Origin of the sequence: Kolteria novifilia, assembly GCA_007748055.1 — a bacterium.
Taxonomy (GTDB): domain Bacteria; phylum Planctomycetota; class Planctomycetia; order Kolteriales; family Kolteriaceae; genus Kolteria; species Kolteria novifilia.
In genome coordinates, this window is record CP036279.1 from 591,848 (window position 1) to 617,864 (window position 26,017).

The following is a 26,017-nucleotide window of genomic DNA, read 5'->3' on the forward strand; positions in this document are numbered from 1 at the left end:
CAATCGGAGAGTAGCGGTGGTATTGTGCATCTAGTGCGTTCAATCAACACCAGAACGACGCTTCGACGTCCTTGTGAATCCTGCTAAATTCTGGGCCGGTAGGACAGTCATACTTCACGTCTGCATCTTGGAGACTCGAGCCACTTCGGTAGTCACTTTCTTTTTCGCATGAGAAGAAGACGAGCTGGGCGATTCGCATGCCAGGCCGAAGAACGATCGGTACTTCTCCGTCGTTCACGAGTTCCAGCGTGATACACCCTTTAAAACCAGGTGCGACACTGCATGCGGTGGCAATTAAGAGGCCCAGTCTACCCCAAGAAGAACGGCCTTCGACCATGGCAGCAAGATCATGTGGCATGGAAACATATTCTAGGGTCGAACCTAAGACAAGCTGCTGAGGGTGAATAATGAATTCACTTCCTCGGTTCACACGCACCTTGCGCTGTGACCTGTACAGGTATTCCCCAAATGTTTTCTTGTTTCCAGGATCTATGTTTGGGACAACTGACCGTTGCAAGAGAATAAACTGATACCCAATTCGGACATCAATTGACGACGCGCCTACTTGGCTGCTATCCAACAGCGGCGAAATTGCGAATGGATCGTTGGTGCGATTCAACTTGTTCCACAACTCTATCTTTGTAATGACGGACATCTACTATGGCCTTCTCTGCTGAGAAACGCACGTTTAAGTTCAGCGTCTTCGATAGCCTTCAGCATTAGGCGGCAAAGCCTCGAATAGGTCGTTAGGTTGAGCTCGTGTTTCTGTTCGAGGCGTAGTCGCTCGATCCAGCATGCAAGCACGATTGCCGAGAGCTCTGCCGGCGGACTTGTTTCCGCGTTTTTGTCCAGTACTTCGCATGGTGGAACTAGGTGTTCCAGCCTCTTAACGAGAGCTGGAACTTGGGTCACGACGGTGCCCCACCGGTTTGGGATCTTGTTTGCGATGTCGGATACGACTTTCTTACCCTGTGACAGCGATGCGTATACGAACTCGTATATTCGGCTAGTGAATTCGTCGGGCACATCGTGGGGAGCAGAAGGAGTTGCATCGATGATCGCTTTCTCAGATGCGATGCTTCTCTTGATCGCATCCAAATGGTCGTGCTGGTTCGCGCGAGTCAGGGATGAGTATAGGGAGTCGAGATAGGGCTTTTCGAGTTCGTTGTCGACTACATGGTCGTAAACAACTGAAAGCCTCTTTCTCCATGGTGGATACGAATCATTCCTTGTTGGGTCGGTGTCAAGATCGCTCGACGAGGCATACCCCGACATCGTCCATAGGGCTGCCGGGCCAAAAAGAGCTGCTGCACCAATGTCACACATGAACTCCTCTACGCCTCGTTTCCAAATCCTATGGGCTCGCGTGACAAGTTCATCCAGTCGTCTCGTTTGGAAGAGCGCGTGGTCCGGTTCCTCGTGTTTTAGGACGTCATCACATATGACGTGGATGCCTTCGCCCACATCAGGCCATGCCTCTTTCAGGAAGTCGGCTATGGCTGGATGGAAGAGTTCATGACCGATGAGAACGTGCATGAACGCGTTTGCGCGATGGAGTAGTGGAAGGTGGAGAATGATCCGACCGTTACCGTCCTCGTTGTAGGTAACCTCGTACGTCATTTGATGCTTCATTGTGACGAGGACGGGTCGTTCTGGAAGGATGCATTTGCAGATTCGCTCTACGCTTGGAACAAGGCTCCATGGGACCTCTTCGGTGCGCGACTTCTCTATCGCAGCGAGGACACGCTGTCGCAAGGTAAGCTGCCGGTATCGCGAAATGAGTCTCTTGAGAGATCCTGCCGGATCGTCGGCGAAGTCACTCTCAATTGCTTGGATTGAGTCGGCGAAATCCGCTAGTTTTTCCCGTTCACGGATAATCATCTGTCTAGCGGTATCGCTAGGGTAGTCGTTTGCTTCTAGTCGGAGTAGTAAGGTCTGAAAACGATCCAACTCAAAGCGCACATGAAGAATGACGCGGTTGAACTGCGTGGATTCCGTCACTGTGGCGGCTACTCACAAAGTATATCGGCGTCCGTAGGTTGCGTTCGGAGTGCAGCGTCAGCTCGGGCTCCGAGGAGGGTACCGAGCTGGTCAAAAAACAACGCTGCGTCACTTATTGACTGTTCGTCAGCTTCTGAGTGTTTCGAGACTTGGTCGAGCGTTTGTCTCACTCTCTCCAGATACTCGTGTAGTGCCTTGTATTCGGGCGGGTTTGCGGCCTGAGTACCCGGCGCCGTAGCGGGATAGCGGATATCTGCTGCCCAATTCAGGGGTTCAAGCGAAGACAAGCGATTGGTCACCTGACCTGAATCCATGAACAGCGTTCCCTCGACTGCCTCTCCGAGAAACTGGATCCCTTCATCAATTGCAGATGCATCGCTTAGTTTGTGCCGAATTTGCCAAATTCGCAACTGACTTGCCACGCGGACCGCCGTATCCGCAGCATGGACCAAGCCGTCGATATTCAGAAGGCGATTCGCTTCCATTATGACGCCCCCGCCAAATCTTCGTTTAGTGCATGACACGCTCAGACGGGTGCTCTTTGTGCTCCAAGTTGAACCGTGTCAAGCCCAACTTAATACGGAAAGCATAGCATATTTCGAGTTCGATTTCGAGAGGGCTCTTGGAAAGTGGTCAAAAGGGCCGCTTCCGTGGGCCTTGCGAGTCATCCGTGATCGTCCAAATGCCGCTGCAGAATGACATCGTGGAGTTCCGCCTGGACAAGGAGCCCCGAGTCGCCATCTCTCAGGAAGACAGGCGAACTCGTCACAGCACCATCAACTCCGACTTCTCTTTCGTTTTGTCGTTCTCGAACAGCAGCTTCTCGCCTTGTTCGAGCCTCGTGTCGACCGCCTGGTAGAGCCGAAGCGCCTGCCTCATCAGAGCCGTCTTGTTGAGGCTCTTTTTGGCGCAAAGCTCGTCGAGAACTTGCATCTCCCGTTCGGTGAGATTCAGCGTCATCGTGCGTTTGCTCATGGAACACCTCCACGATCGATTATCGACCGTAGGAGCTAAAAAATCAAGAGGAAGTAGCTAAAGAATAGCTAGGAAGAGATGGTGGGCAACAGGCCCACCCTACGTCGGAAGCCTGTCTCGGATCGCCCGAAAGCCCTCACTTCTTCCCATTCGTCGCCAGCACCTTGTTCTTGCGGAGGCAGCCGAAGAGCTCTTCGCGGGAGATTTGGGTGTCGAGCATGGGGAGCGAATCGAGGGCGGGCTCGAGGCCGGTGTCGCGACGCTCTTGCTGGGCCATGCGGAGAAAATAGGACTGGCTGCGGAGCAGGGGCTGGTCGTCGGCGACGGGGTAGCGACGCCAGATGCCGTCGGACTCGAGGCGGCGCGACTTGACGTTGTCCAAGAGCGAGATGTTCAGGATCTCGATGACGCGGGCCTTCAATCGGGCGTCCTCAATGGGGAAGGCGACCTCGAGACGGCGGACGAGATTTCGGTCCATCCAGTCGGCCGAGGCGATGTAGACCTCGGGATGACCCTTCTGCCCGAAGTAGTAAATGCGGCTGTGTTCCAAGAAGCGATCGACGACCGAGTGGACGCGGATGTTCTCGCTGAGGCCGGGGATGCCGGGCCGGAGTCCGCAGATGCCTCGGCAGACCAGGTCGATCGAGACGCCGGCACGGCTAGCGCGGTAGAGGGCCTGGATCACCGTCGGCTCAAGGATGGCGTTGATCTTTGCGACGATGCGGCCTTTCTTGCCGAGCTGGCGTTCCGACTCGATCTTCTCGATGAGGAATTTGCGCAGCCGGCTCGGCGCGACGATCAGCTTCTTCCAGTGGGGCAGCTCGCAGTACCCGGTGAGGTAGTTGAACAGGGCGCTGGCGTCGTCGGCGAACTCGTCGTTGCAGGTGAAGAGGCCGAGGTCGGTGTAGACGCGGGCGGTCTGCGGGTTGTAGTTGCCGGTCGAGAGGTGCAGGTAGCGGCGAATCTTGTCGTCGTCGCGACGGACGACCAGGCAGACCTTGCAGTGGGTCTTCAGGCCGACGAAGCCGTAGACGACGTGAACGCCCGCCTTTTCGAGCTCCCGCGCCCAGAGAATGTTGCGTTCCTCGTCCATGCGGGCTTGCAGCTCGACGAGGGCCGAGACCTGCTTGCCGCGATGGGCGGCCTCCTGCAGGGCCGCGACGATGGGGGAATCGCTGCTGGTGCGGTAGAGGGTCTGCTTGATCGCGAGGACCTTGGGGTCGGTCGCGGCGGCGCTGATGAAATCGACGACCGGCTTGAACGAGTCGTAGGGGTGATGGAGCAACAGGTCGCTTTCGCGGATCGCGGCGAAGAGGCTCTTGGCCCCCGAAATGGCCGGGTCGATGCGCGGTACGAACTCCGGTTCCTTGAGGGATTCGGCGCCTGGGAGCGAGCAGATTTCAAAGAGCCCGGTCAGGTCGAGGGGCGAGGGGAGGCGATAGACGTCTCCCGGTTCGAGGTGCAGCGACTCGCGAAGGAATTCGACGAGATCCTCGGGAGCCTCTTCGCCAATCTCCAGTCGGGAGGCGACCCCGCGACGGCGTTCGCGGATCTGGCGTTCGATGGTTTCGGCGAGGTCCTTGATCTCCGCGTAGTCGTCGAGGTCGAAGTCGGCGTCGCGGGTGACGCGGAAGAGGTAGCTGTCGACGATTTGCATGCCGGGGAAGAGTTGGTCGAGGTTCATGCGGATGACGCGTTCGAGCGGCAGGAACTGGTGTCCCTGGGCGCTCGGTAGGTTGACGAACCGGGGCAGGATCGACGGTAGCTGAACCAGCGCGAGGAGCGTCCGGGGCTGTTTTGGCCGGCGCAGGCGGATCGCCATGTTGGAGGAGCCGTTGGTCAGGTGCGGGAAGGGGTGGCTCAGGTCGAGAGCCAGCGGCGTCAGGACCGGAAAGACTTCCCGCGAGAAGAGGTTGTCGAGGAAAGTGCGCTGCTCGTCGGTGAGTCGATCCCCGGTGAGGATTTCGATGCCGGCCTCGGCCAGCGGAGGGAGGATCTCGTCGAGGAGGTAGCGGTATTGTTTCTCGACCATCTCGTGGGCCATCTGCGAGATGAGGGCCATCTGTTCGCGGGGGAGCATGCGGTCGGCGCCGGAGCTGTAGTTGATGTCGGAGTCGATCTTCTGCTTGAGATTGCCGACGCGAACCATGAAGAATTCGTCGAGGTTCTGGCTGAAGATCGCGAGGAATTTCAGGCGTTCGAGCAGCGGGACGCTTCGGTCGCGGGCCTCTTCGAGGACGCGGCGATTGAACTCGAGCCAACTGAGTTCGCGGTTGATGTAGAGCGAGGGGTGGTCGAGTTGTTCGTCGGACAGTTCCTCGGGCACTTCGGGGAGCGCTTCGATCGTTTCGGCGGAATCTCGATTCAACCCATCGGACATCGACATGTTGGGGCCTTTTGCTGGATCGTCGACGGTTTCGGCGTTGCTCGCGGCTCCCTTCCGATCAGCGCTGGATCAGGGGTGAGAGCCCGGGAGAGCGGCGAAGGGCCTCTGTGTCCGCAGTCGGCCGAGAGGTGGTCTTGGCGGAGCGGGGGACGCGATCGCCGTCAACAGATGATCTTAACCGAAAAACGCGACCGCGTTGCGAAATAGTCGCAGCCCGTCGCCCTCGGTGGGTTGGTCGCCGCGCCGCGTCCAGCGGGGATGCTGCGTTGGGATGACGTGTCGTTCGGGATGGGGCATCAGCGCGAAGACGCGGCCGGTTTTGTCGCAAATTCCCGCAACATCGCCCGCGGAACCGTTCGGATTGACCGGAAAGTCGCCCGATTTGCCCTCATTGTCGACATAAGTGGCGATCATTCGGCCCGATTCGGTCAACGAATCGAGGAATGAGCGGCTCTCGACGACGAAATTCCCCTCGGCGTGGGCGATCGGCATTTCGAGGATCTCGTCCTCCGTGACGAAGGCGCAGCAACCTGGCCGCATCCGCAGATGGACCCAGCGGGTCTCGAAGCGGCCGTGGCGATTGAAGGCGAGCGTTGCGAGGAGCTTGCCGGAGTCGTCTTGGGTATCGAGCAGTCCCGACTTTATCAAGACTTGGAACCCGTTGCAGATTCCCAAGATAAGTCGATCGCGGTCGCGGAAGGCCTTGAGCAGATCGCCGAGTTTGTGTTCGAGGAGGCTCCCGAGGATGCGTCCGGCGGAGACGTCGTCGCCGTAGCTGAAACCGCCGGGAACACAGAGAATTTGATACTTTTCGAGCGTGGTGGGCTCGTCGAGAAGGCGGTTGACGTGGATCTGGTCGGTGTTGGCTCCCGCCAGTTGGAAGGCGTGCGCGGTTTCTTCATCGCAGTTGGCCCCAGGCGAGCGCAGGACCAGCACGTTGACGGTTGCCATCGAGAAACTCCGGGGGGCCCCATGTCCGAGGCGGGGCGGGTCAGTCGTCTTCCTTGACCAAGTTACGGTTCCACGTCGGAATCTCAACGATCAGATTCTTGGTCCCGTTGGGGACGCATTGGCAACTGAGGCGACTTTCCAACTCGACGCCACGGGCATCGTCGAGCATATCGAGCTCGTCGTCGGTCGCTTCGTTGCACGATTCGAGGCCTTCGCGAACGATGACGTGGCACGTCGAGCAGGCGCAGACACCGCCGCAGGCATGGTCGACGTCGAGGTCGGCCCCCAGGGCGATGTCGAGCAGACTTCCCGGGAGCCCGGTGCGTCCGTAGGGGACGTTCTCGGGATCGACTTCGACGACCTTGCCCTCGGGCATGAAGGTGATGGTGTACTTTTGTTTGGCCGGGGTGAATTCGGCCTTTTCGATATAGGGATTGGTCCCGCCCATCGTCGGAGCACTCCAGAGTCGGCAAATGAATCCGTACTGATTTGGTGTTATTTTACGAAGCCCCGGCCACAAGGTCGAAAGGAAGGTTCGCGATTCCCGTCGTGCCCGGCCGCGAACGTCTAGCCGACGATCGGTAGGGCGTTGGACGGAGGCTCCTTTAGGACCACTTCTTCCTCCTCGGGCACCAGCTCGTAAAAGACGTTTCGCTGCCGAGGCGTGTAGCCGAGTTCGGCAATCGACGAGCGAATCTGATCGAGCGTCAGTTGATGAGTCGTCCCCGCCGCGGAGACGACATTCTCCTCCAGCATCAGACTTCCCATGTCGTTGGCGCCGAAGAGGAGCCCCAGTTGGCCAATTTTTTGCCCCTGGGTCACCCACGAGGATTGGACATTCTCGACGTTGTCGAGGTAGATCCGACTGACCGCTTGCGTCTTGAGGTACTCAAAGGGCCCGACCGGGGGAACGTCGGCCATGTCGGTATGCTCAGGTTGGAATGTCCAGCAAATGAACGCGGTGAAGCCGCCGGTCTCGTCCTGGAGCTGGCGGACGCGATCGAGGTGCTCGATGCGTTCGGCGAGTGTCTCGATATGGCCGAACATCATCGTGGCGGTCGAACGCAGGCCGATTTGATGGGCGACGCGCATCACCTCGAGCCACTCGTCGGTCATGCACTTGCCGCGAGTGATCTCCGAACGGACGCGATCGACGAGGATTTCGCCGCCGCCGCCGGGGATGCTGCCGAGCCCGGCCTCCTTGAGTCGGACGAGAACATCCCGGAGCGGGATCTTGTTGAGTTTGTGGAAGAACCAGATCTCCGGCGGGCTGAAGGCGTGCAAGTTGACGCTCGGGTAGCGCGTCTTGAGATCGCGGAGGAGGTCTTCGTACCATTCGAGCTTGAGGTCGGGATGGAGGCCGCCTTGCATGAGGACCTGCTCACCGCCGATCGCGATCAGCTCGTCGAACTTTTGGTAGAGGGTCTCGCGGTCGAGGACGTAGGCATCCTCGTCGTTTTTTTTGCGATAGAAGGCGCAAAAGTCGCAAACGGCCGCGCAGACGTTGGAATAGTTGATGTTGCGGTCGATGTTGTAGGTTCGGTAGCCCTCGGGATGCCGGCGCAGACTGACTTCGCGAGCGGCCCGGCCCAGGGACAGCACGTCGGCTTCTTCCAGAAGGAACAGGCCTTCGCCCGAGGTCAGTCGCTGGCCCTCAACAGCCTTGCGCAACAGTTGGTTGACCTTGGAAGACAAAGGGAACTCCTTTCGGGGCTAGCCCATGCTGGCAAGCCAGTTCGTAAAAGCGGGTGAGCCCTTGTTGCTCCTCGGGCCCGAAATCATGCCGAATCACGTGTTGTAGGTAGTAAAGGCACTGGATCTCATCGATTCCTAGCCGTTTTGCCTCTTCGCTGGCAATGGCGGGGACCTGGGTTCGCCCGAATTCCTTGGCCTCGATGAAGGCTTGGCGCTGCGACGGGGTGACCTCGACGCCAGGCGCCACGGCCCAAAAAGCGAAAACGAAGGGTAAACCGGTCCAGCGCGACCACTCGTACCCGAGATCGAGGATATAGGGATATTGGTCGTTCAGGACATTCATGGCGCGGTCGCCGATCACGAGGACCGCGTCGGTGCCGCTTTCTCCCAGGGTGGCGTCCAGGGGCAGTGGCGAGGTGAGTGGCACGACGTCGAACAGTTCGTCGAGAAGAATCGTCATCAAAGCGATGCTGGTCCGGGAACCCTCGTCGAGAGCGACGGTCTCGATCTCCTCGAATGGGACGCGGCTGCACAGCTTGACGCTCATGACCGGTCCATAGGAGGCGATGCTCACGTCGGGGAGGATGGTGTAGTTGCCCGCCCGGAAAAACTCGATCGAGGGAATCAGCGCGACATCGAGACGCCCTTCGGCCAGTTCGGTCGCCAATCGACTGGGGACCTCGAGGCTCAGCTCGACGTCTGGGGCGATGCGATCGAATTGGCAGACAAGCGGCTTGGTGTTGAGGTAACTGACAGCGCCGGCCCGTAGCATGTCAACTCCTTCGAGAGCTCGTGAAACTCTTCACGAGGATTATAGTCGTCGTCCCTTTCGCCACAATGTGCCTTGGAAATCGTGCGAGACTGTTTTCAACGATCGACGAAGTCGCTGGTGACAGGTCGTCGACGTCCGTGCCAGGCGCCATAGAATCAGGGCGCGGCACGGATGCAGGCAAATCAAGACTACCAATGCCCGGGCGAGCGGAACACTCGCCGGGAGGCGCCGAGGAGCCTTGTGCGATGGCCTACAAACGCGTGGTGATTTTGGGGGGCGGGTTCGCTGGTGTCTATACGGCGATGTACCTCGAACGCCATCTTCACGGGTGCTCCGACGTCGAAATCGTCCTGATCAACAACGAGAACTATCTCGTCTTTCAGCCGATGCTTCCCGAAGTCATCTCCGGAAACATGGGGATTCTCGACACCGTCAGCCCGATTCGACGACTTTGTCCCCGCACCAAGCTCTACGTCCGGCGGGTCGAGGACGTCGATGTCGTCAACAAGACCGTCGTCTTGTCGCCCGGCTTCCGCCCTCGATCGCTGACCATCAAGTACGACCATCTCGTGGTCGCGCTGGGCAACGTCACCGATTTTCGCGGGATGTCTGGGCTCCACGATCACGCGATGCCCTTCAAGACGCTCGCCGACGCGCTGCGGCTTCGCGACCACTTGATTCACGTCCTCGCCGAAGCCGACATCGAGACCGATCCGGAGCTCAAGGAGCAACTGCTAACGTTCGTCGTCGCCGGCGGTGGTTTCTCGGGCGTCGAATGCTGTGCGGAAATGGCCGACTTCGTTCGCCGGGCCGCCCGGAGCTACCATCGGATCAAGGCCTCGGACATCCGCTGCGTCCTGGTTCATTCCCGCGAACGGATCCTCAACCGCGAAATGCCCGAGAGTCTCGGACTCTACGGACAGAAGATCCTGACCAAACGTGGGGTCGAGCTCCAACTCAATCATCGCCTCAAGGCCGCCAGTCCGGAGTTCGCGGTGCTGGACGACGGCACACGGATTCCCACCAAGACGCTCGTTTCGACGGTTCCCTCCTCGCCCAACCCGGTCGTTGAGAACATGGACGTCCCGAAGGTGAAGGGGCGGATCATCAGCGACCTGGAGATGCAAGTCCAGGGCTTCGAGGACGTTTGGGCCCTCGGCGACTGTGCGCTCGTGCCCAGTCCCACCGGCGAGGGCTATTGCCCGCCGACGGCGCAGTTCGCGATTCGTCAAGCCAAGACGTGCGCGGACAATATCATGGCCAGCTTCGGTCGCAACAAGGGCAAGCGCAAGCAGTTCAAGTTCAAGGAACTCGGGAAGATGGCCCAGCTCGGCCATCGCACCGCGATCGCTCAGCTCTTTGGCTGGCTCAACTTGCACGGCTTTTTCGCGTGGGTCTTCTGGCGGGCGATCTACTGGGTCAAGCTCCCGGGCCTCGATCGCAAGATCAAGGTCGGAGCCTCTTGGTTCCTCGATTTGCTGGTGCCGCCGGAACTGGTGCAGACCAAACTCGACGTTCCCTCGGCGATGACTCACGAGCACTACGAGCCGGGCGAGATCGTCTTCCGAGAGGGGGATCTCGGCGATCGGCTCTACATCATCGTCAACGGCGAGGCCGAAGTCTATCACGACACCGGACAAGGCGGGGCCCCGGTGGCGCGCCTGGGAGCCGGCGAGGTCTTTGGAGAATTCTCCCTCCTGGAGAACAAGTCCCGTTCGGCGAGTGTTCGCTGTGTCGACGCGATGGACGTGATCACGATCGCCAAGTCGGAGTTCGGGCCTTTGGTGACCTATCTACCCAGTCTCCGCCAGAGTTTCGAGTCGATGATGCAGACACGATTGGATGGAAACGGCACGCCGAGCGAGTCGAGCCAAAGTCACGAATAGTTTTTTGGTCCGATCCCAAAGTGCTCCTTTAGCGACCACCATCGACTCGCCGGAGGGTGCGCCGTTCGGCTCATTTTCCGGTCGGCGCACGATGCAATCCTCATTACCCGCATTTCTTTCCAAAGACCGTTTGGTTCCCTTCTCACGCGGCTCAATCTTCATCGTATCGCCTCGTTCCTACACCGATGGAAGGAGCGAGGGCACCCCTGTTATGGATGACAGTCGGGCTCTGCCCAGAGATGGCATTCGGAGGAAGACCAAATGCGGTCCGCCAAACGGCTGGCACTTGCCGCGATCTTGGGAGTCGGATTGTTTTCTCTGAACAATCCGGTCGTCGCCGACGACGCTCCTACCGCTGCGGACATCAAAGCGTTGCTCCAGCGACTTGAAGCCGCGGAAAAGCGCAACCAAGAACTCGAGAAGCGGCTCGAGAGTATTGAAACCAGCCTGCCCCCCAAGGTAGGCAAATATGCTGAACCGATGGTTCCCGTTTCGGAACAACAAGTGGAACCGGCCGCGGTCACGGAACTCGACCAACGGATTGGTCGATTGCAGGCCGAGTGGTCGGCGTACAAGGAAGAAAAGGCGGCCGAAGCTTCCTCCAAGGAGGACGAGCCGATCCTGAAGCTCGCCACGCAGAACTTCACCGTCGGCGTGAGCGGCTACACGAAGCTCGACTCGCTCTTCTTTGCCCAGGATACTGAAAATATCGCCAGCGTCGGTGGTATCAATGTCGACAGTCTCGGCTTCCGCCAGGCTCGTTTCGAGCTCAGCGGTACGGGCTGGGGCAACTTCGAGTACAAGTACGAAATTGATCTCGCCGGTGCTCGCGTCGAGTTCAAGGACGTCTGGGCCGGTCTCAATGATATCCCGTTCTTCGACGAGATCGTCTTTGGTCACAAGAAGGCGCCATTCAGCTTGAACGAACTGACGTCGGACAAGTGGATCACGTTCTTCGAGCCCGCTCTCCCCAACCTCTTTGTCCCGCAACGTAAGACCGGTATGTACGTCAACCAGCGTGCCGAGGACTACGGCTGGACGTTGCAGTACGGCGTCTATCGGGGTGGCTCGGACGACAACACCGCCGGTGGGGTCCAGACCGACGCGGATGCCGGCTGGGTGTCGCGTGTGACCTTCCTGCCCTGGTACGACGAGTACTCCAAGCGTGGCTTGCTCCACATTGGTGGCAACTTCGGCGTTGCCGAGCCCTTCGACAGTGTCGTTTCCTACTCGACCAAGGGTGAGCTCATTCCGGCTCCCGGGTCGAACGAGTCCGACGCGGTTCACGGCGACACGTTCAATCAGCTCAATACCGGCAACATCGACGCCAATACCGTCGTCCTCTACGGCACGGAAGTCGCGCTCGTGGTTGGCCCGGCGTTTATCGAGAACGAGTTCATCTTCAGCCACGTCAATCAGGCCAGCGCCAACGGTCCCAACCTCAACTTCTGGGGATCGTACGTCACCGTCGGCTACTTCCTGACGGGCGAATCGCGGGCGTCGTTCTACGACACCCCCTACGGCTGGTTCGACAAGGTCACGCCGATCGAGAACGCGTTCTTCATTCCGACGTGTCGCGGTCCACAGACCGGATGGGGTGCTTGGGAAGTCGCTGGTCGCTGGTCGTATGTCGACCTCGAGGACGGCAACATCTCCTTCGCCGGTGGCAACACCGGGGCGGGAACGCTGTCGGACCTGACCTTCGGCGTCAACTGGTACATGACCCCCGGCGTGCGGATCGCGTTCAACTACGTCCACTCCTTCCTCTTCCGGCAGGATGTGGGCAGCGACATGGACGCGGTTGGCCTTCGTGCCCAGTACGTCTGGTAACCCGAGGCGGCGGCCGTTGGAACCAAGATCGCTCGACTCAATTGGGAGTCGAGCCCAGCGTCTCAGGACGAGACCACTCGGGAAAAGGAGTTCAATCGGATGAAATCGTTACGAATGTTCGCCGTGGCGACGCTGCTGGCCGCGACGACCTGGGCCGCACGGGCCGAGGAAGTCTACGACGTGCAGGCCGCGCCCGCTTGCTCGTCGTGTCAACTCGAGGCAAGTTGTCCGACGTGCGAGACTCCCTGCTCGTGCGACGCGAAAGTGAAGAGCGTCTGTGCTCCTCACCGGGCGATGGTCAAGAGGAGCAAGGTTTGCTGGGAACCGGTCGAGAAGAAGGTCTGCATCCCCGGCATCAAGTTCCCGTGGTCGTGCAAGCCGACCGAAGGTCGGGTGCGGACGATCAAGGTCCTCAAGTACCGCACCGTCGAGTATGAGAAGTGCGGCTACGAGTACAACATCGAAGATCGGGTCAAGCAGAAGAAGTGCCTGCTCGATTTCAGCAAGTCGAAATGCGACAGCGGTTGCGGAGAGCCGTCGTGCGAGAGCTGCTCCGTTCTTGGTCGTTAGATAGTCGGGAGGATGTGTTTTCTGTCCCAGGTTCGCTCACGGCGCGTCGGTTTTCCGTCGCGCCGTGTTCTCTTTCTTGCCCAGTGCCAAACCCACGGACCACTACGTCCCTGGGGGCCATGCTCGCGCTTGCGCGGGCATGCGCGGAGTATCACGCTTCCCTCGTGGGCATGCGTCGAGGACCTTGCCGGCCGGTGGGTGTTCGTGCTGATCGCTACCGCTGGGTGTCGAGCCAACTCTGCCAACTCTCGAAGTCGCGCGGCGGTTTCTTCTTGTCTTCCCGCGTCGGCTCGCTCTCGGTCGGTGGCACTTCGGGCGAGGGTTCCTCGCTGGTCGGATCGGCGTGGACGGGATGACGACCCGCGATGGTCCCGAAGCCGACGTCGCCGTGAATCGTCCCGCCATCGAACGTCGCGTGGGCCCAATCGACGAACTCGACATCGTCGTCGCGGCGGGAGCGAAGCGATTCGGGCTTGAGGCCGCGGATGCGCTCGAGCAAGTTCTTCCGAAGCTCGCCCGCCATCTTCTCGTCCTTCTCGTACTTCGGCTTCTGGCGACCGAGCTTTCGGGCCTCTTGTTTCTCGGCGAGCTTCTTCTTGGATTCCTCGACCTTCTTTTTCGCGGCGGCGACCGCATCATCCGCCTCGGCGCGGGCCTTCTTGACCTCGTCGTTGGCCTTGAGCAATCCATCGACCGTCTTGCCGTGGTACTCCTTGGTCATGCCGACGATGCGGTCAATCTCGCTGATCATCTCGGGAGACTCGATTTGATCCTTGGCGTCTTCCACTTGGGAGTAGAACTCTTCCAGCATCTTCTGCAGACGCGGCATCTGCCCAATGATCTTATCCATGAGTTTCTCCTTCTGTCGCTGTCATCATCCCGTAGTTGAACGGGGTCACGTGTCGCCGGGGAGCGTCGCAACGGGGGCAAAAGAGCTTCTTCCAACGTCGGCCCTCGCAGGTTCGGCCGATACATCCGAGCATCGACTTCGGTCGCAGGGGCATCTCAAAGCCGCATGAGGCGCAAGCGACCACGTCGGGGATCACCTGATCGCAGAGTTCGCAGCGCCGTTCCTCCCGCGCCGGTCGTGTCACCACCACGAGCGAAAACCCCGGCACCGAGGAGACACCGGGAAGGCGTCGCCAGAGGTTGGCGAATTCCTCACGCGTCTCATGGCGTCGGGGTCGACCTTGCGGGTCGTGCAACTCGATCGTGTCCTGGTCGAGTCCCAGAAGCACGCTGAAGTGCCCCGAAGGCGAGTTCTTCTCGGGGCGATGGTTGAGGATCACGCTCGCGCCGACGCGGTGCGCCTCCTCGAGCGCGGGCCAGGGATCCTTATCGGGTAGCTGGATCACCATGGCCTCGAAGCCCCGCTGGATCGCGTCGTGGGCCAGTAAGTGGGTCCGCGCCGAGACCTCGTTGCGGCTCACTTCCCACCAAATGTGTTGCTGGGCGACATTGAGGCCGAGCGATAGGTAGACCATCCGTAGGGAGGCGGCGCCGCACATGTAGCGCGTCTCCTGTTCGACGTAGGGATACGTCTCCCTCCTGTCGACGGTGTCGACGGGTTGGTTCTCGGGGGTGTCTTTGCCTGTCGTCATTTTGCCGCCGTGTTCAAACTACTCGCCGTAGCGTTCCTCTTGAGAGAACCACTCGTTCTGGTTGGCCGCGACCTCGATCCCGAGTTGGAGAAACTCGAAGTAGCTCTTGGAGAGTTTTTGTCCGGGGATTTCCACCGCTCCGACCAGGGCGGAGCAAGCCGAGAGTTTGGCGGCGAAGACGGCCGACCGAGGGATCAGCGGGGAGTCGGGACTCGACATGCTTCCCGCGTTGAAGGCTGCCTTGGCCGCGCACCCGGCGGCGGTCCGGACGCTGGCGTCGAGGCCCGCGATGCGGGCGTTCTCTTGGTTGGCCTTGCTCGGTTCGACGCACCAGTCGGTCGCGGCCAGGAGGGCGCCGAGATCCTCCGCTTCGATGGTCTCTTCGTGTTCCATCACGTGCTCGGTCGCCAGGCACGCCCACCAGACGGCCGCGCGAAGGGGCATCGTGTGCGGTAGGAAACGCAGTCCGTCGACATACAAGCTCTCGTCGATGAGACGACCGATGAATTCCTGCGGAGTCAGTTCATTGGTCAGCAGCTTCTTGGCCTTCAAACTCAGGGCTACCTTCTGGGCGATATCCCAAGCCGAAGCGACCGTTTCCTTTCTCTCGACTTCCACGCTAGCCACTTGTCACCTCGTTCTCGTGTTGCTTAGGGACTATTCCGCTTCGTGTTCGACGTAGACCTGGTTGTGGTCGGCGCCAGTCACGCTCATTTCAGGGGTTACTCGGAAGATTTCGGCATCGGCGGTGACATTGAGAGCCGGCGCGTTGATGTTGATCGCCGCGGGGGTCACCTCGATGTTGCTCCCTCCCGACTCGAAGATGATCGAAGCCGCGTTGAGGCTCAGTTCCGAGGTGTCGCAGGTCAGCGAGATCTCGGTGAGGGAGATCCATTCGATGCCGGTCGGGTTGACGGTGATCATCGGCAACTCTTCCGGCCCCGAGCAGATCCGCGTCGTTCCCCCCTCGCCGGCGTCGATGGTGATCGTTCCGACTTCCGTTTCGGCGAAGAGCCCGACATTGACCAACTCGCCCGCCTGCATGTTCACGGCCTGGTTTCCTTGGACCCCGATGATTCCTCCGAGGTCGTCGATTCCACAAGCCGTCAAGCTGATCAGGTTCATGACGTCGGTGATGTCGGGATCGCTGACGAATTGAAAGCCCGGTGAGCTGATCGCGATGTTGCCGTCGGTGCTGTCCATGCTCGGGACTCCTTCGACGGTCAGGGCGGAGAGTTCGGCATCTTCGACGATGCTCGTCGCTCCCATCGGGATGCCACCCATCATCATCGCCTGGCCCATGGCGCCGTAGTTCTCGCCCATGAGGACGAGCCCCTCGTAGAGGAATGTTCCCGCCGCCGCGCCGGCGGCCGCCGCGGCGGTACAGAGCTTGGTCCAAATGATTGACCAGGTCACAAGATTCGCGGCGTTGTGATCGATATACCACTGCGTCGTCTCCGCGGTGAACCAGAGGTTGTATAGGACCATCAACAGCCCCATCACCAAGACGTCGACGTAGTCTTGCCACTGCCAGCCGTGGCTGTCGGAGTTGACTTGAGGGAGTGCGGCGAGAATGAAGGGGAACGTGACGGCCGCGGTAAAGTAGAGGCCCGCCGCGACCTTTGTTAGAGTGGTCGCCTCGGAGATCTTATCGTACTTGCCTTCGACGTAGGGGCCGCGGTAGAGCTTGTACGCCGCTCCGTAGACCATCGTCGTCGAGGTCGCGCAGTGTCCGAAGCAGTTGCCTTGACCGGTCAGCGGAAACGACCATCCCGCCAGAAAGGGCAAGGGGCCCGCCGCCAGCGCCGCCGCGGATGCTTCTTTGACCAGCGGGGAGAAGACCGCGGAAAAAAGGCCGATGGGGTTGAAGACGGTACAGAGGTGGATGCCGAGAATCGGTTCGAAATAGAGTCCCAGCGCGGTCTGGAGTTTGACGCCGTAGACGAGATCCATGTCGGCGGCGATGGTTCCTTCCGATCCCGTGTTCCACTCGCCGGCGGAGTCGTGTTCCTCGAAATCGTCGCCGCTGCCGCCACCGCTTCCTTTCTTCTGGGTGGGGACCGACATGTCGGTCAGGCCGAAAAAGCCGCCGACGATGGCATTGCGTCCCGTGCCGTGGTTCTCGTAGTGACCTTGCCCGGTGTTGATGTGGTGGTTGCCCGTCGCGCTGTAGATCATGTTCTTGCTGGCGTGGGTGTGGACCAATTCCACGCCCTGGGAATCCTCGAACGCGAGACCACTGAAGCGATCCTTGTCACCCCCCACCGTTTGGGAGCGGATTCCTAGTTGGGTGCGATTGAAGGGAGTTGAGAAGGGTTGAGTCTGCTCGGAGTTGTAGAGGCCACCCAGCGCGACGGGATGATCGCAGTCGCCGTAGAGAAACTCGACCAGAACTTCCTGGCCGACACGCGGCGAGACGTAGCTTCCATAGCCGCTTCCCGCCATCGAATTCAGTACCCGAAGCCAACAGGAACTCCGTGGATCGAGCTTGCCGTCGCGGTCCCAGTAGAACTGGACTTTGATGCGGCCGTACTTGTCGACGAAGATCTCTTCCCCTGGAGGCCCGACGACAAGGGCGGGTTGGGCCGCGATGGTTGGAATCGGGGTCAGGCGTCTGGGGCGATAGGGGACACGCGCGGGAATCCCTTCGAACGTGTTGGCGTAGGCCTCGTCCCGATCAGGGCCGTCGGCGATATAGCTTTCCGCGCGCAGACGATGGCGGACCTCGACGAGGAAATAGGAATCGTCCGCGTGCGGGTGCTTGGTCAGTTCGAACCGATGGCCCGGCAAGAGATGGACGTGATCGCTCGCTCCCGAAATCAGTAGCGACTGGGCCGCTTCCTCCTCGGAGCGGATCCGGGCAATGCGTTGGCTCTCCTGGGTGAGGCTCGAAAGACCGTCCGGCCGAGTTCCCCCACCGACGTTCGTTTCGTCGAAGCGGTTCGCGAAGTTGCCCCACGGTTCGTAGAGATCGCCGACGTTCAGGTCGAGGCGGTGGCGCTGCTTGCCCACCGCAACCGTTGAGTTGGACGTGTGACGCGATTCGAGGGAGTCGTCGGGTCGTTGAAAATGATAATCGCGAACCGTCACGCTCGCGGAACGCAGCGCTTGGCGTTTCCGAAAGCGGTTGATCGTCCACTCCGATCGGACCAGGCGTTGATCGCGCGCGTACGCGACGCTTGGTTGGCCGTGAATTTCCCCCGCATGGATCGACTTGTCCGAAAGGACGAGTTCGTGCTTGTCCCGCGTGTGACGAAACAAGTAGTAGATTCCCTGTTCTTCCATCAGGCGCGAGGCGAAGTCGAAGTCGGACTCGTACTGAAAGCAGTGATCGTGCGGCAAGTAGGTCTCCGAGAGTTCCTCGCGAACGTGCATCCCCTTGAGGACTTCGCGGAGAATCTCGGGAACGCTCATGTCTTGAAAGACGCGGCTGCGGACCGTGTTCTTCAAGAGCGAGAAGCTGGGAACCATCCGAGCGACATACTTGTGGAACCGCTCGTCCCATCCAATTTGCTTGACCGAATCGACGATGCCGTGGACGAAACGCGGATGATCTTGGGAAGGGGCGAGCGTGAGGGTCGCCGACCGATCCAAGAGGGTGTCGTACGAAAGGTCGACGCCGCGCGGAACCCAGAACTCCACGTCGAAGCGAAAGGGACTCGAAACGGCTTCGTAGCCCTCCACGGCGACCGGTAGCAAGTGGTCTTCGGGCAGCGAGGTCTTCAAGCGAATGACACGCTGCGATTGGCGATAGTCGACCATGACGGTCCTCTCCTTGCCGCTAGAGATACTCGATCACCGCCGAGTTGGTGGTCGCGTTCGCGGCGTCATTGGATGTTTCCGGGGCTTCCACCGCGGCGATGCCGTCGGCGACCTCGTCCTGCATCGTCGAGAAAAAGGTGATCGTTCCCGCGGCGATCATGATCGAACTGGCGCCGCAACTGATGATGATCGCTTCGGGGGTCATCGTCAGAAACGTCTCATCGACGATGAAGGTGATCAGGTCGTCCGAAACCGCCTCGATTCCCGAGGGGTTGACGGTGATGAAGGGAATCTCCTCCTCGCCCGACTTGATCAGGGTCGTTCCTCCGGGGCCATGATCAATGGTGATCTCCCCGATTCCCTCTTCCATCAAGTCGATGCAGGCGCCCGAGGCGTTGACGTGGATTCCCAGGCCGCTCGTGAAGCTGACCGTTCCCCCGAGGTCGTCCTTGCCGATCGCGTTGATAAAGACTCCCTGCGGGAGTTCGACATCGGTCTCGGCGGGAGTACTGTTGATATGCATGTACGGCGCGCTGACCGCCATGATCCCGTCACAGTAACGCATGTCGCACGAACCGAGCAACTCCTCCGAAACTTGGGCCGCGACCCCTTCGATCTCTTCGTCACCGAAGAGATCGATGATGAGCTCTTCATTGGCCAGAAGCTGTTCGGCCGTCGCGCCTCCCGAAATCGAAACCGATTCAACCGACTTGGTCACGGCGTTGGCTTGACCAATGGTGTATTCCCAGGTCTTCGCCGCCGCGTTGAGTCTTTCCGCGGCGGCCCAGAAGCCGAGCGCCACCTCGACGAGGATGATGTACATCCCCGCGAGCGCGTCGCCCAACGAGAAGCTGCTGTTGGACTTGTAGCACGGCTTGTAGATGCTCATCAGGAACTGACCGAGGGTCAATATCGCGTAGAGCGAGGCCCCCGCGATACATGCCGTTTTCGTCGACGTGGTCGCGACATTGGCGCAGACCTTGAAGAGATCGTCCTTGACTTCGGTGATGGGCCCACGCGTGAAGCGATACTGACAGCCATAGATCAACGCGGTCGACGTTCCCAAGATGGGCGTCGTCATGCCGGAAACTCCGATGAACCCCGCGCCAATGCTGGACAACGCCCCCGTCGGAACCTCGAAATAGTCAAACAACGTGAAGGGGTTGATCACCGTCTGGTAGTGGTATGGCCAGTAGTTCTCCTCGAATACACCGGCCATGCCGGAGAACTTGAGTCCCATCGTCATGTTCAGCCGTGAGCCGTAATCGCCTCCGACACCGGTCACCCACGATGCCGGTCCCTTGTGGGTTGACGGCGGCGAACTCGCCGGAGGCGATGGCGGCGGGCTCGCCGGAGGCGATGGCGGCGGGCTCACCGGAGGCGATGGCGGCGGGCTCACCGGAGGCGATGGCGGCGGGCTCACCGGAGGCGGTGGCGGCGGGCTCACCGGTGGCGGTGGCGGCGGGCTCACCGGTGGCGGCGGCGGCGGGCTCACCGGTGGCGGTGGCGGACTCACTGGTGGCGGCGGCGGACTCACCGGTGGCGGCGGCGGCGGACTTACCGGTGGCGGTGGCGGCGGACTTACCGGAGGCGGCGGCACGGGTGGAAAAATCGGTGGTGGTGGCGCAACGGGTGGCGGCGGACTCACCGGAGGCGGCGGCGGACTCACCGGAGGCGGCGGCGGACTCACCGGAGGCGGCGGCGGACTCACCGGAGGCGGCGGCGGACTCACCGGAGGCGGCGGCGGACTCACCGGAGGCGGCGGCGGACTCACCGGAGGCGGCGGCGGACTCACTGGTGGCGGCGGCGGACTCACTGGTGGTGGCGGCGGCGCGATAGGCGGAGGCGGCGTCACCGGTGGAGGAGGAACTACGGGCGGCGACGGCGGAAACGGTGGCTGCGGCGGAAACGGTGGCTGCGGCGGAAACGGTGGCTGCGGCGGAAACGGTGGCTGCGGCGGAAACGGTGGCTGTGGCGGAAACGGTGGCTGCGGAGGAAATGGCTCGCCACCCCCGCTACCACTGCCAGCCGAATGTCCCGCCGTCATGCTGTGGTCGATAAAGGGAAGGCCGCCGACTTGCGTCGATCGGTAGCTGGCGACACGCTGATAGTGATTCCCGACCGTGGAGAAGAACTGGTTGCCTTCCGCACTGTGCGTGATGTGGTTTTGCGAACGGACGTGAACGGTCTCGTCGCTGCTGCTGTCGTTGATGTAGAAGCCACTGAACTCGCTGCTCGACCCAAAACGCGTCTGTGACTTAAAGGTCGTCTTGGTTCGGTCGGATGGGAGATCAAAGGGGGGCGGTTGGTTCTGGTTGTAGACGCTCCCGAGCACGAAGGGACGATCGATGTCGAGATCGTGGAAGTCGACGACCACCTCCTGCGTGACGCGCGGGAGAGAGATCATTCCATAGCGGGAGCCAGCCAAGGGGGTCAGCACCCGCAACCAGCAAGAGTAGTCGAGGCTCGAGCTGTTGGATCGGTCCCAGTGGAACTTCACCTTCACGCGTCCGTGCTTGTCGGTGAAGATCTCCTCGCCTTCGGGGCCCACGACCGTCGCCGTTTGCTTTTCCGGCACCGGTTTCGGCGTCCGTCGTTCCGGGCGGAAGGTCAGCCGGGAAGGGATCGCCACGAAGCGGTTGTGGTAGCGACGTTGTTCGCTTTGCTCCTGCCCGGTCGACCGATCTCCCGCCAAATAGCTTCCCGACTGGATGAGGTGCTCGACGCTCTTGAGAAGATAGTCCCCATCGGCGTTTGGGTGGGAGGTGAGTTCGAAACGGTGCCCCGCCGAGAAGCCGGTACACGTCGAGGAGCCCTCGATCCAGATGCTTTCGCAGCGTTGTTCCTCGTAGCGAACGCGCGCGAGTCGGCGACTCTCTTCACGAAGCCGCTGGAGTTCCGATTCGTCGACGATGCCGTTCTTGGACACGGAGTCGACGCGATCGCTGAACCCCGCGCTCGGTTCGTAGATCTCGCCCCAGTTGGCCTCGAGGCTGTGTTCCACGTCGCCGACGCGAACGTTCGAGGGGTCGGTGACACTCTCCTCGAATTGGTCGTTGGGCCGTTGGAAGTGATAGTCACGAATCGTGTACCGTCCGGGACGGACCTCTTGGCACTTCTCCCATTCGATGACGTGACGCTCGGAAACCACCGCCCCATCGATGGGACGCAAGGGAACGGTTTTCTCGGGAGAGAAGTAGGGATTACTGAACGACTGATCGCGCAGGACCAGAGTGTGCTTGCCAAACTCGTGGTGGAAGAAGTAGTGAATTCCCTCTTCTTCGACGAGCCGACTGAAGAAGTCGAAGATCGACTCGCGGAATTGAAAGCAGACGTTGTGCGGGAGATAGTTCTCCTTCAATTGGAAGGAGAGTGGATGTCCCTTGAGCAGGACCTGGATGATCTCGGGGACAGTCTTGTTCTGAAAGACTTGGCACTGGACCTCGCGGGTGAGTTGCCAAACGCTCGGAACCATTCGGGCGGTGTAGAAGAAGAAGTGTTCGTCTTCGTCGGTCTGTTCGAAGGAGACGACGTCGCCGTTGAAGTAGCGTTTCTCCGGGGAGTCGGCGGGGGTGACCTCGACGGTCATCGGTCGGCCGAGGATCTTGTCGAACTCAATGGGCGTATCGTAGGTCGCTTTGAGGACGACGTGGAAGTCGAACAGTTGAGAGACACTCTCGACACCCTCGAACGAAACAGGAAGCAGGGCATCTTTCTCGAGCGGCGTATGGACAGCGAACCAGCGGTTCGACTGCGAGAATTCAGTCATCACGACTTCCCGTCGGGTTTACTCTTAGACTTTGTTGATGATGCCGGTAACCGTCAGATTCGCGCCTTCTTCGTTGTACTCGGGCGTCTCCTCGGAGACGTCCGCTTCGGCGACTTTGTTGATCGCGGGACTCGTGACGACGATGCCTTCGGCCGGCGTGATCGTGATCGAGCTGGCGCCGCAATTGATTTCGACGCCCGCGGGAGTGATCTCGATGTTGGTCTCGTCGACGACCAAGGAGATCATGGTTTCCGAGGTGATGGTGATTCCGGTCGCCGGGTCGATGATGATGCAGGGGATCTCCACGAGTCCGGACTTGATCATCGTGGTTCCCAGGGGCCCGGGATCGATCTCGATCAACCCGGTCTCCCCGACACCGCTGATGTCGATATAGGCGGGCAGGCCCGCTTGCAAGTGGACACCGGTGGAGGCGAGAAGTCCGATGGAACCGGTCGGCCCGTAGGCGCTGAAGGTGATACCGTTGAGTTCGTCGAGAAGATCGGGGTTGCTCATCAGGCAAACAATCGGAGAGGACATCGTCCAAACCGAGTCGCAGGTGATGTATTCGGGAATGCCCAACGTGGCTTCCTCGGCGGCCGCTTCGGCTTCGAGCGCGACCCCCATGATCGACGAGTCTTCTCGGACGAGGAGATCTTGTTGCAGCGTGTTGTAGACCGAGGTCTGCTCCTTGTACCCCGCGTCCACGACCGCCGCGGGATTTCCGGTCGCGAGAGCCGTGGAGATCGCGACCCAGTCCTCCACCTTGATCTTCAAAAACTTCACCGTGGTGAGGGACGCCTCCAGCGTGAGCCACACCGCGAGGAGGATGAACTGGATCTCCAGGAAGAGGAAACCGAGGCCGGCTTCGATGGAACCGTACTTGCTCGCCTCGCTGGGGTTGTCGGTGGCTTTCTCGGTGTAGTTGTGCGCCAGCAACCCTCGCAGGAAGACGTTGAGACCGTCCATGATCATGTAGAGGGTGGCGGCGACGGTGATCGCGATGTTGATTCCCGACCAGGCGGAAGGCTTGTCGAACGAAAGCTTCTGCTCGATCACGGGACCACGCTGAACTTTCCAGCAAGTACCGTAGACGGTGGAACTTGATGTCGCCAAGACGATACCGAGGTTTCCCTGAACCGTTGGGGAGGTGAACCCTAGGAAGGAGAGCCCCAACGCCGCGGCGCCGCTAAAGGCCGGATAGAGCGGGGGAAGGGCGTAGGCGACCCCCAGGGGGTTCATGCAGGGCTCGTTGTGGGAGCCATAGTAGATTTCGTAGAAGAGCCCCAGGACCTGCTCGGCCTTGTGCCCGATGACGATATCGGAGTCGGTCCCCGGCGCGCCGGGCAACGATGGGTTCCAGGCGAACGGGCTTTCCTGCTCCCAACCGGAGCCATCGCCGGAACCGGAGCCACTCTTGCCCGCCATGTACGCGTTGCGACTGGTGAAGGGGATGCCGCCGACCTGGCGAACCATCCGCCGTCCAGCGTTGGTGTGATGGGATCCGCCGGTGTTGTGATAGGAGTCCAACCCGGCACTGTGCGTCATGTGACGTTGGGAGTGCAGGTTGAGGTGCTCGACTCCTTCACGGTCCTCGATCACCAGGCCGCTGTATTCGTCGCTTCCCCCCTTGTAGGTCTGGGTCTTGATGCCGCTTTGGGTCCGATTGGCGGGGAGCGGAAAGGGGGGCTTGTTGTCCTCGTTGAAGAGGCAGCCCAACCCGAGGGGTTGATCGACATCGCCATCGACGAAGGTGACGACGAGTTCGTGGTTGGCGCGTGGCAACGTTTGGCTGCCAAAGCCCTTTCCCGCCATGGGGTGACGGACGCGGATCCAGGAGGTCGTGCCGTGATTTCCCTTGTCGTCTCGCTGCCAAGGGTAGCGAACTTGGACACGACCGTATCTGTCGGTGAAGATTTCTTCGCCATCGGGGCAAACCACTTGCGCCACCTGGGTCCCGATCTTCGGTGCCGGCGTCGACCGTGAGGGACGATAGGGGACAAGATCGCTCACGCAGCGAAAGGTGTTGCGATAGGCGTTGCCGGTGCCGGTGTCGGTGGACGATAGGGTTCCTTCGTGCTCGACGCGCACGACGAGGTACTCGCCGTCGGCGAACTCATGATCGGTCAGTCGCATCCGGTAGCCCGGCGTCATCATCGCGGCATCGCTTGAGCCCTCGACCCAGAGACTTTCGGCGATTTCGGCTTGAGCGCGGTACGTCGCCACCAGCTCCTTGCGCGAATGGAGGCGATCGAGCTTGTCACTCTGCTGCGATCCCTGAGGTGTCACCTCGTCGACGCGGTGGGCGAAGTTGGCGAGTCCGTCGTAGACCTCGCCACGCTGCACGAGAGGAATGGTCCGCTTTCCCATTCGAACCGACTCGGCGGTGCTCGATGAGCCGTCGAGCAGCGTCGAGGAGAGCTGAAAGTGCCGATCGCGGACCACGTGTTTCTCGGGCCGCACCGCTTGCGCCATGTTCCAGGTTCGAACCGTGGCGTGCTCTCGTTGTCCACCGTTGACGGGATTGAACGAGATCGGGTCGAGTCCGTGGAGCACGGGAGCGTGCGTTGTCGTCTTGTCCGAGGGATCGAAGAGGTAGAGGGTGTCGTCTCCCTTCTCGTGCCCGTGGTAGAAGCTGATCCCTTCTTCCTCGAGCAGGCGACGGACGAAAGCGCAGTCGGACTCACCGTGTTGAATGCAATGGTAGTGAGATTCGTACACTTCATGAAGATGTTTGGTCGAGACCTTCAGGCCACGCAACACGCTCGCGACAATCTGGGGGACCGTTTGGTCCTTGAAGATGCGGTTTTGGACGTTGTGCTTCCACATCCAGAGGGGCGAGACCAGTTTGGCTTTGTAGGTTGTGCTCGCCGGCCGGCGCAAGCCTTCGCGGAACTGACTCACGACCCCGTTGATGTGGCGCGTGTGACCGCCAGGCTGCGTCAAGCGCAAGCTGGCGGGACGACCGACGATCTTGTCAAAGGGAATCGAGTGCTCGTTGGACGCCCGGAGTTCGATCTCGAATTCGAAGATCTCTGAGATGCCTTCGTGGCCCTTGATACGGATCGGCTCCAGGACGTCCGCGCCGAGGGAGGTCTCAAACGACGCCCAGTGAGTCGACATCTCTTGGGAGTGGTCGCGCGGCGAACTCTCTTGGCGGTGTCCCGTAGTCATAGGCCTCGTCGCACTCCGCTTTTAGAGGAGGGGGCGTTCTTGCGGCAGAACCAAAAAACTGAGGTATCTCGCCGAGTTCCTCAAGTGAAGATTCGATGAAGGAGCCGGCGCCGCGTCCACGCGTCACTTGGGTCAGAAGATACGAAACGCTTCCATCTGGCGTAGTTGAAACTCGCCCAATTTCGATTGATCGCGACGTAACGTCGTCTTCACTTTCCAATGGGCACGCTCATAGTCCACGAGGGAACAACTCCCGTCGGAGTGCGGATCGTAGATCTCACCCTTTTCGTAGGCGACCCAGTGTAGATTGGTTCGCCCGTTCGGGGAGACGACGATCGCCGCGCGATCCTCGGGTCGCTCCCACTCGGCCAAGGAAGTCCCGCCACCAAAGCCGAGTTGCCACCATTGGCTTGTCAACTGAACGAGCGAGAGCAGCAAGTTCTGCTCGGTGACGCCATCGCCGATTAAGCCAGGGGGCATGAAGGAAACCTCTCGAAGAGTTCGCTCCGCCCGCTTGTAGCTCACGTCCGCCAACATCGCGAGCACGGCGACGCCGCAATCGACCTTGGTCCGTTGCGGAACGTGCCGCATGACCCGAGCCGGCTCTTCCGATCCCATCGCGATGGTCTCTCGCAAGTCTCTGTCACC

At 60.4% G+C, this 26,017-nt stretch carries 18 protein-coding genes; 3 read left to right on the plus strand and 15 right to left on the minus strand.

The window, feature by feature from the left end:
- Positions 1–43: 43 nt before the first annotated feature.
- The 8 genes from dcd to Pan216_RS02265 all read right to left on the minus strand — a co-directional run bounded on the left by dcd (position 44) and on the right by Pan216_RS02265 (position 8,780).
- The gene (gene dcd / locus Pan216_RS02230; protein ID WP_145254203.1) at positions 44–655 is read right to left on the minus strand and encodes a dCTP deaminase; all 612 of its coding nucleotides are present in this window, start codon (positions 653–655) and stop codon (positions 44–46) included.
- Positions 634–1,881, minus strand: coding sequence for a hypothetical protein (locus Pan216_RS02235; protein WP_145254205.1), 1,248 nt, complete (start codon positions 1,879–1,881; stop codon positions 634–636). The genes dcd and Pan216_RS02235 overlap by 22 nt, the downstream gene beginning before the upstream one ends.
- An 885-nt stretch (positions 1,882–2,766) precedes the next feature.
- Positions 2,767–2,976 carry a ribbon-helix-helix protein, CopG family gene (locus Pan216_RS02240; RefSeq protein WP_145254206.1) on the minus strand — a complete coding sequence of 70 codons (210 nt, stop codon included), beginning with the start codon at positions 2,974–2,976 and terminating at the stop codon, positions 2,767–2,769.
- 136 nt (positions 2,977–3,112) lie between these two features.
- Positions 3,113–5,344 (minus strand): polyphosphate kinase 1, encoded by a 2,232-nt coding sequence (gene ppk1 / locus Pan216_RS02245; RefSeq protein ID WP_419193176.1) that lies wholly within the window; start codon positions 5,342–5,344, stop codon positions 3,113–3,115.
- A gap of 192 nt (positions 5,345–5,536) precedes the next feature.
- On the minus strand, positions 5,537–6,313 hold the full coding sequence (gene purQ / locus Pan216_RS02250; protein ID WP_145254209.1) for a phosphoribosylformylglycinamidine synthase I: 777 nt from the start codon (positions 6,311–6,313) through the stop codon (positions 5,537–5,539).
- A gap of 40 nt (positions 6,314–6,353) precedes the next feature.
- Positions 6,354–6,761 carry a 2Fe-2S iron-sulfur cluster-binding protein gene (locus tag Pan216_RS02255; RefSeq protein WP_145254212.1) on the minus strand — a complete coding sequence of 136 codons (408 nt, stop codon included), beginning with the start codon at positions 6,759–6,761 and terminating at the stop codon, positions 6,354–6,356.
- Between the two features lie 119 nt (positions 6,762–6,880).
- Positions 6,881–8,008: a cyclic dehypoxanthinyl futalosine synthase gene (gene mqnC, locus Pan216_RS02260; RefSeq protein ID WP_145254215.1), complete on the minus strand. Its 1,128-nt coding sequence runs from the start codon at positions 8,006–8,008 to the stop codon at positions 6,881–6,883.
- Positions 7,968–8,780 carry a menaquinone biosynthetic enzyme MqnA/MqnD family protein gene (locus Pan216_RS02265; RefSeq protein ID WP_145254218.1) on the minus strand — a complete coding sequence of 271 codons (813 nt, stop codon included), beginning with the start codon at positions 8,778–8,780 and terminating at the stop codon, positions 7,968–7,970. The genes mqnC and Pan216_RS02265 overlap by 41 nt, the downstream gene beginning before the upstream one ends.
- Before the next feature lie 245 nt (positions 8,781–9,025).
- Between Pan216_RS02265 and Pan216_RS02270 the strand changes: the two genes are divergently transcribed.
- From Pan216_RS02270 to Pan216_RS02280, 3 genes are all read left to right on the plus strand, one after another.
- Positions 9,026–10,666, plus strand: coding sequence for an FAD-dependent oxidoreductase (locus tag Pan216_RS02270; RefSeq protein WP_419193177.1), 1,641 nt, complete (start codon positions 9,026–9,028; stop codon positions 10,664–10,666).
- 261 nt (positions 10,667–10,927) lie between these two features.
- Positions 10,928–12,496 carry a porin gene (locus tag Pan216_RS02275; RefSeq protein WP_145254224.1) on the plus strand — a complete coding sequence of 523 codons (1,569 nt, stop codon included), beginning with the start codon at positions 10,928–10,930 and terminating at the stop codon, positions 12,494–12,496.
- 99 nt (positions 12,497–12,595) lie between these two features.
- Positions 12,596–13,066, plus strand: a complete 471-nt coding sequence (locus Pan216_RS02280; RefSeq protein ID WP_145254227.1) for a hypothetical protein — start codon at positions 12,596–12,598, stop codon at positions 13,064–13,066.
- 214 nt (positions 13,067–13,280) lie between these two features.
- Here Pan216_RS02280 and Pan216_RS02285 read toward each other — a convergent pair whose 3' ends face one another.
- The 7 genes from Pan216_RS02285 to Pan216_RS02315 all read right to left on the minus strand — a co-directional run bounded on the left by Pan216_RS02285 (position 13,281) and on the right by Pan216_RS02315 (position 26,005).
- Positions 13,281–13,916: a hypothetical protein gene (locus tag Pan216_RS02285; RefSeq protein ID WP_145254230.1), complete on the minus strand. Its 636-nt coding sequence runs from the start codon at positions 13,914–13,916 to the stop codon at positions 13,281–13,283.
- On the minus strand, positions 13,909–14,667 hold the full coding sequence (locus Pan216_RS02290) for a cysteine peptidase family C39 domain-containing protein (protein WP_145254233.1): 759 nt from the start codon (positions 14,665–14,667) through the stop codon (positions 13,909–13,911). Before Pan216_RS02290 ends, Pan216_RS02285 begins: the two co-directional genes overlap by 8 nt.
- Positions 14,668–14,685: 18 nt before the next feature.
- Positions 14,686–15,294 (minus strand): DUF6931 family protein, encoded by a 609-nt coding sequence (locus Pan216_RS02295; RefSeq protein WP_145254236.1) that lies wholly within the window; start codon positions 15,292–15,294, stop codon positions 14,686–14,688.
- Between the two features lie 30 nt (positions 15,295–15,324).
- On the minus strand, positions 15,325–18,429 hold the full coding sequence (locus tag Pan216_RS02300) for a type VI secretion system Vgr family protein (RefSeq protein ID WP_145254239.1): 3,105 nt from the start codon (positions 18,427–18,429) through the stop codon (positions 15,325–15,327).
- A 19-nt stretch (positions 18,430–18,448) separates the two neighbouring features.
- A complete protein-coding gene (locus Pan216_RS02305) occupies positions 18,449–22,198 on the minus strand; it encodes a type VI secretion system Vgr family protein (RefSeq protein ID WP_145254242.1) in 3,750 nt (1,249 codons plus the stop codon).
- A 24-nt stretch (positions 22,199–22,222) separates the two neighbouring features.
- The gene (locus Pan216_RS02310; RefSeq protein ID WP_145254245.1) at positions 22,223–25,369 is read right to left on the minus strand and encodes a type VI secretion system Vgr family protein; all 3,147 of its coding nucleotides are present in this window, start codon (positions 25,367–25,369) and stop codon (positions 22,223–22,225) included.
- A 132-nt stretch (positions 25,370–25,501) separates the two neighbouring features.
- Complete coding sequence (locus Pan216_RS02315) at positions 25,502–26,005, minus strand: hypothetical protein (protein WP_145254248.1); 504 nt, start codon at positions 26,003–26,005, stop codon at positions 25,502–25,504.
- Between the last annotated feature and the right edge of the window lie 12 nt (positions 26,006–26,017).